This is a genomic window from Caballeronia sp. INML2 (assembly GCF_023631365.1).
In the GTDB taxonomy this organism is placed as follows: Bacteria; Pseudomonadota; Gammaproteobacteria; order Burkholderiales; family Burkholderiaceae; genus Caballeronia; species Caballeronia turbans.
Window position 1 is genome coordinate 1 of the sequence record NZ_JALQDH010000191.1, and the last position, 1,088, is coordinate 1,088.

The following is a 1,088-nucleotide window of genomic DNA, read 5'->3' on the forward strand; positions in this document are numbered from 1 at the left end:
TTCAAGCCGAAGAAATCCGTCGCGCTGTCCGGCGTGACGGCGGGCAATACCGCGCTGTGCACGGTCGGCAAGACCGGCAACGATTTGCACTATCGCGGCTACGACATTCTCGACGTTGCCACGACCTCCGAATTCGAAGAGATCGCGTACCTGCTCGTGCACGGCAAGCTGCCGAATACGGCCGAACTGAAGGCGTACAAGACGAAGCTCAAGGCGTTGCGCGGCTTGCCCGCGAACCTCAAGGCCGCGCTGGAATGGATTCCCGCGTCCGCGCAGCCGATGGACGTGATGCGCACCGGCGCCTCCGTGCTCGGCACCATCCTGCCCGAGAAGGACGATCACAACGTGCCGGGCGCAAAGGATATCGCCGATCGCCTGATGGCTTCGTTCGGTTCGATACTGCTCTACTGGTACCACTACTCGCACAACGGCCGGCGCATCGAAGTCGAAACCGACGACGACTCCATCGGCGGGCACTTCCTGCATCTGCTGCATGGCAAAGAGCCGTCGAAGTCGTGGGTCGATGCGATGCATGTCTCGCTCAATCTCTACGCCGAGCACGAGTTCAACGCATCGACGTTCACGTCGCGCGTGATTGCGGGCACCGGCTCCGACATGTACTCGGCGATCACCGGCGCGATCGGCGCGCTGCGCGGCCCGAAGCACGGCGGCGCCAACGAGGCGGCATTCGAGATTCAGTCGCGCTATCAGACGCCCGACGAAGCCGAAGCCGACATCAAGCGCCGCGTCGAGAACAAGGAAGTCGTGATCGGCTTCGGCCATCCGGTGTACACGATCTCCGATCCGCGCAACAAGGTCATCAAGGACGTCGCGAAGAAGCTGTCGAAGGAAGCGGGCGACACGAAGCTCTTCGATATCGCCGAGCGGCTCGAAACGGTGATGTGGGACGCGAAGAAGATGTTCCCGAACCTCGACTGGTTCAGTGCGGTCTCGTATCACATGATGGGCGTGCCCACCGCGATGTTCACGCCGCTGTTCGTGATCTCGCGCACTTCAGGCTGGAGCGCGCACATCATCGAGCAACGCATCGACAACAAGATCATTCGGCCGAGCGCGAATTACACCGG

The 1,088-nt window shown here is 61.9% G+C and carries 1 protein-coding gene; it reads left to right on the forward strand.

Features of this window, described 5'->3' with window-relative positions:
- Positions 1-1,088, forward strand: a 1,088-nt coding sequence (gene prpC / locus NCT32_RS36925; protein WP_250491555.1) for a 2-methylcitrate synthase, incomplete at both ends; no start/stop codon positions are given.